Genomic DNA, 4,948 nt, shown 5'->3' on the forward strand with positions numbered 1-4,948 from the left:
AGACGTACGGCACCTACTGGACGCAGGACTTCGCCGGTGCCGACCCACGAAACCACTCCGGGTCGAGACGCTCAGCCCACCCTGAGGCGCACGGCCGGCCCTGAGACGCACGCTTCCCCTGTTCCCCCTGACGGATCCTTCCGTCAGTGGTGGCTGCGGCGCCGATGACGGCCGAACGCGCCCGTGCGTTCCTCGGCCGGAGCACCCTCAGTCGGAGCACTCTCGGTCGGGACCGAGGCACTGAGGCGGTCGCTGGGATAGACCTCCGGCTCCGCCAGGGGGCCCGGGCGCATGGCCGCCTGCTCCCGGAGTTCCCGCTGACGGCGCGCCGCGGCCACGTCGCGCACCCCCCGCACGCTCAGCCGACCCCACGCGGTCGAACCGAGAAAGAGGATCACGGCGCCGAGGCCGTAGAAGAAACTGATCCAGACGAGCGCCTGCCGGGCGGACCCACCGAGCGGCCGGCCGAGCGCGCCGAGGTCCCAGGGGCCCGCCAGCGTCGGGCCGACAACAAACCAGGCGCCGGCGACAATCGCGAGCCACGCACCCAGCGCGGCAGTGCCCCGAGTGGAGCTCATCAACAGCAGGAACCCACCGACGAACGCGGCGGCACCCGGCAGCACCTCCAACCAGAAACGGGCCGACGTCCAGGTCCAGGCGCTGTTCGGGGTGAAGGCGAAGTCGAAGTACGGCCCGATGAACGGAATCAGCGCCCCCCACACTCCCAAGAGCATCAGCAGCAGACCACTGACCGCACCCCGGCTGCGGGGAATGTGCCAGGCGCCCAACCAGGGGGAGTCGATGTCGGCGACGTGGGTCATCGGGAGCTCCTTCCGTGGCCAACGCCAGGAACGTGCCCCGCCCGGTGCCGATGAACCCTCGCCGGCGACCAGTCACCACCCGGCGCGCGGAAGAGCCGGGCGGTTTCCCGCCCGCGTCGACGATGACCGACTGGGCGCGGACCATCTCGGCCCGGATCTGCGCCGGTGTGCGATGACTGAACGGCTGGGCGCCTCCACGGGCGTTTACCGTCTCCGACGTACTGGCGGCGACGAGGTGCTTCAGGTTGACCGCGGCGTTGGCGTCACGGTCGATCATCAGCCCGCAGGACTGGCAGGCGAAGATACGGTCCGACAGGGTGAGGCTTGGGTTTCGCCCGCCACAGCCGGAACAGGTCTTCGAGCCCGGCCACGTGCAGGTCCTCGACGACCACGCCGTCATGGCTGGTCGTAAGCCTGGTCGTAAGCTTGCGCAGCCCGTCGCGGCGCTGGTAGGCGACGCGGGCATGGAGGCGACCGAGGGTGGCGGCGCGTCTACGGCGACCGGCACTGCCCGGCCGATCCGGGACAGCTTCACGTGCCGATCCCCAGCCGGACCGTAGGTGCCGGTGGTGTAGCGGAACGAGTCGCGGGCCTTCCCGCGTTTCTTGAACCGGGGAAAGCCGCCCCGGCGGCCCTTCCGCGTGCCCGTGCGGGAGTCGGTGACGTTCTTCAACCCGCGGGCCAGCCGGTCCAGCCCGGCGCAGGACGTCGAGCATCCGCGGTGTCCACACTGGATGCGGACCGTCGTCGATCGTCAGGGCGACCGCGTCCGCGGGCGCTCCCCACCGGGACCCAGAAATGTCCCAATAGACCATACATCGGAAATCACCGTTGAAAGCGAGACCAAGCCGACAAGAAGCCGTTCGGCCCGCGTGACTACTCCGGAGGATGTTGATCGCCGCGTTCACGCAGGTACTGACCAGGAGGAAGGCGCGGGGGCGCGGACCGCCGACGGCCCTGAAAGCCCGGCGAGACGGTACCCATCGTGCACTCATCCCACGTCAGGCCCTACCACGTCAGGCCACGCCGGTGTCATGCCGTGGATCGGGCGCGCCCTTTCGCCAAGCATGATGTTGAGGCCACGATGTCGACAATCCGGACGAATCGCCGTCTGTTGGCATAAATATGCCACACAGTCCACCGATATCCGACGATCATTAGGCAACGATCGACGCCCGCTGTGCAGGAGGACCGCTCATGGCATGGCCAGCCGCTCCGGCGGGAACCATCCCGGGCACGTCCGTCGCCGGGGCATCCACCACGGAGGCCACCCCGGACCCGGAGCCCCCGGTCTCGCCCGCCCACGTCCCGGCCGCCCACATCCCGGCCGCCCCGGTCTCGGCCACGCCGGGTTCGGCCGCCGCGTCCCCGGTCGGCCAGCGGGTGCGGGTACCCAAGACCGCGGAACTCGTCGCCAGCCAGCTGCGGCGGCGGATCATCCGCGGCGAGCTCAGCGAGGGTGACGCCCTACCGCCCGAACCCACGCTGATGGCGCAGTTCGGGGTCTCGCTCCCCACCCTGCGCGAGGCGTTCCGGGTGCTGGAGGCGGAGGCGCTAATCTTCGTGCGGCGCGGGGCCCACGGCGGCGCGCGGGTCCACACCCCGAGTCCCGAGGTCGCCGCGCGCTACGCCGGTCTCGTCCTCGAACACCGCGGCGCCGCCCTGGGCGACGTCCACCAGGCCTGTGCCGTCATCGAGCCGCCGTGCGCGGCGCTGCTCGCCGAACGGCGTGATCCCGCCGACGTCGCCCGGCTACGCCAGCTCCTCCACGAGGGTGACGAGGCCGCCGACCATCCCGTCGCGCTCGCCTCGGCCCAGGCCGCCTTTCACCTGGCCGTGGTGGAGCTGACCGGAAACAAGACACTGACCGTGATCACCGGGATGCTCCAGCATCTCGTGGAGCTCACGAACAGCCACGGCGGTCACCCCGGTGCCGACAACCGTCCGGAGGAGACCAGTCTCGCCGCGGTCGCCACCGATGACCGATCGTCCGCCCGTGCGACCCGCCGGATACACGCCACGCTCATCGACCTCATCGAGGCCGGCGACACACAGGGCGCCGCCGATCTCTGGCACCGGCACCTCGCCGCCCCCGACCACGCGATCCCCGGCGGTCCGGCCGGCCGGTGCGTGCTGGACCTGCTCAGCTGAATCGAACTGCTGAATCAAACTGTGGAGGGTTGGTCACGGTTTCCAGGCCGCCGGCCGTGCTTAACCCTCCACATTTTCGACGGATCGACGGACCGACGGATGGTGGGTGGCGGGCCACACCGTCCACTGGGTCACCGGTCTCGCCGGGCGCCATCCGGTGAAGCCACCGATCGGGACCGCCCGACTCACTGACAACCGGACCAAATCACCGCCCAGGCGGGCGTGCCAGGAGACGAGGAGCGCCTCGGACTCGAGGGTGACGGCGTTGGCGACGAGCCGGCCACGTCCGCCCAGCGCCGCCCAGCAGGCGTCGAGCAGCCCGGGGGTCGTAAGGCCGCCCCCGATGAAGACGGCATCCGGCGCCGGCAGCCCGGCCAGGGCCTCGGGCGCCCGGCCGGGCACGATCCGCAGCGCCGGCACGCCGAGAGCCGTGGCATTGCGCCGGATCCGGTCGGCGCGCTCCGCCCGCGGCTCGATCGCGATCGCACGACAGGTGCCATGGGTGCGCATCCACTCGATCGCGATGCTGCCCGAGCCCGATCCGACGTCCCACAGCAGTTCGCCCGGGACCGGTCCGAGCCGGGCCAGGGTCACCGCCCGGATCTCCCGCCTGGTGAGCTGACCGTCGTGCTCGAACGCGTCATCAGGCAAGCCCGGCGTCCGCGGGCGGTGCGGGGCGGACGGCGTGGGCACCGGCTCGACAGCGACGACGTTGAGGTCCGCCGGCTCGCGCAACGGCACCTGCGGCACGGCCGACCCCGGCGGCACGACCGAGGCGGCCCCGCCCGGGTGCTCCACGGCGGCCCAGGCCCGGGCACCGGCCTCGACCCAGGCGGAGGCGGGGGCGCTCTGGCGCGCCTCGTCCGGCCCCCCGAGCCGGTCGAGAACCGTCAGCAGGCTCTCGCCGTACCCGCGCCCGACGAGCAGGGTGGCGAGCTCGACGGGCGTGGCCCGGTCGGAGCTGAGGACGAGCAGCCGTCGACGCGGCGCCAGTGCGGCCTGCACCTGCGCGAGGGGGCGCCCAACCGCGCTCACCACGTCGACGTCGTCCACGGCCCACCCGAGCCGCGCGCAAGCCAGGGAGAGCGACGAAGGATGGGGCAGGACCCGCACCCGGTGCGCTCCCAGCAGCCGGACCAGAGTGGTGCCGATCCCGAAGAACATCGGATCACCACTCGCGAGAACACAGAGCTCACCCCGCCCCGCCTGACCGCCGGTGCCGGCGTGCCCGGCCAGCAGGCGGGGCAGGGCCGGCAGCAGCGGGGACGGCCACGGCACCCGCCGGCCTCCGACGGGCTGGCCGTCGATCCTTTCGGGCACGAGGGCAAGCTGGCGATCGGCGCCGAACAGCACGGCCGCCCCGCGCACCACCTCACGGGCCGTCGGCGCCAGCCCCGCCCAGCCGTCGGCCCCGATACCTACCACGGTGACGCGCACAGCGGAGGGGATTGAGTCGGCACCGATGTCGGCGGAGCTCACCGGCCCGGGGGACCCGAATCTGGTGACGTCACCGGATCCGGGCGCGGTCGCCGACGTGGCGGCAGTATCAGACACAACAGGCGAGCGTAGCGCGTCGGTCAGGAGGATCAAGAATAGCTGTGCGCCTCGTCCGGACAGACCTGGTCGGCGACCTCCGCCACCTGCCGCGCAACCGCGTCCCACCGAGCCGCGGCGGGTCGCGGGTATATCAGCCGCCGCCGGGCACGGAGGCCGCCGACGGCCAGGGGATGGAAAATCACCACCGTATCGGGTAGCAATTCCTGGTGAAATGCGATCCCCGACACGTTGCACGCCGGCTCCGCGATCGGTGTGGCCTTCGAAGTCCGGATCGCAGACGGACCCAGGAACAGGAAGAGCAGACATCTGTACGCCAGGGTACCAGGAGCGCTCCGAGACCTACGCATAGGATGGCCGGGTAAATTCTCACATGGCCCGATCGCGCCAGGACGTTTGAAGTCCAAACGCAGCATCGGGCA

The 4,948-nt window shown here is 71.4% G+C and carries 3 protein-coding genes and 2 pseudogenes; 1 reads left to right on the forward strand and 4 read right to left on the reverse strand.

All coding sequences use genetic code 11. From position 1 onward, the window contains the following. Positions 1-143: 143 nt before the first annotated feature. From AC08OT_RS19180 to AC08OT_RS19190, 3 genes and pseudogenes are all read right to left on the reverse strand, one after another. On the reverse strand, positions 144-821 hold the full coding sequence (locus AC08OT_RS19180) for a hypothetical protein (protein WP_476596404.1): 678 nt from the start codon (positions 819-821) through the stop codon (positions 144-146). A gap of 286 nt (positions 822-1,107) precedes the next feature. Further along, positions 1,108-1,287, reverse strand: a pseudogene (locus tag AC08OT_RS19185) (hypothetical protein); the annotation flags it as partial. Further along, a pseudogene (locus tag AC08OT_RS19190) lies at positions 1,238-1,816 on the reverse strand (hypothetical protein); the annotation flags it as partial. The pseudogenes AC08OT_RS19185 and AC08OT_RS19190, both read right to left, overlap by 50 nt. A gap of 202 nt (positions 1,817-2,018) precedes the next feature. On the opposite strand from AC08OT_RS19190, the gene AC08OT_RS19195 reads away from it, so the two are divergent. Next, positions 2,019-2,972: a FadR/GntR family transcriptional regulator gene (locus AC08OT_RS19195; protein WP_476596405.1), complete on the forward strand. Its 954-nt coding sequence runs from the start codon at positions 2,019-2,021 to the stop codon at positions 2,970-2,972. Positions 2,973-3,032: 60 nt separating this feature from the next. Here the strand turns inward: AC08OT_RS19195 and cbiE are convergent, their stop codons facing one another. Beyond that, positions 3,033-4,451 carry a precorrin-6y C5,15-methyltransferase (decarboxylating) subunit CbiE gene (cbiE, locus tag AC08OT_RS19200; RefSeq protein WP_476603146.1) on the reverse strand — a complete coding sequence of 473 codons (1,419 nt, stop codon included), beginning with the start codon at positions 4,449-4,451 and terminating at the stop codon, positions 3,033-3,035. Between the last annotated feature and the right edge of the window lie 497 nt (positions 4,452-4,948).

Source organism: Frankia sp. CgJB1, from assembly GCF_977947065.1.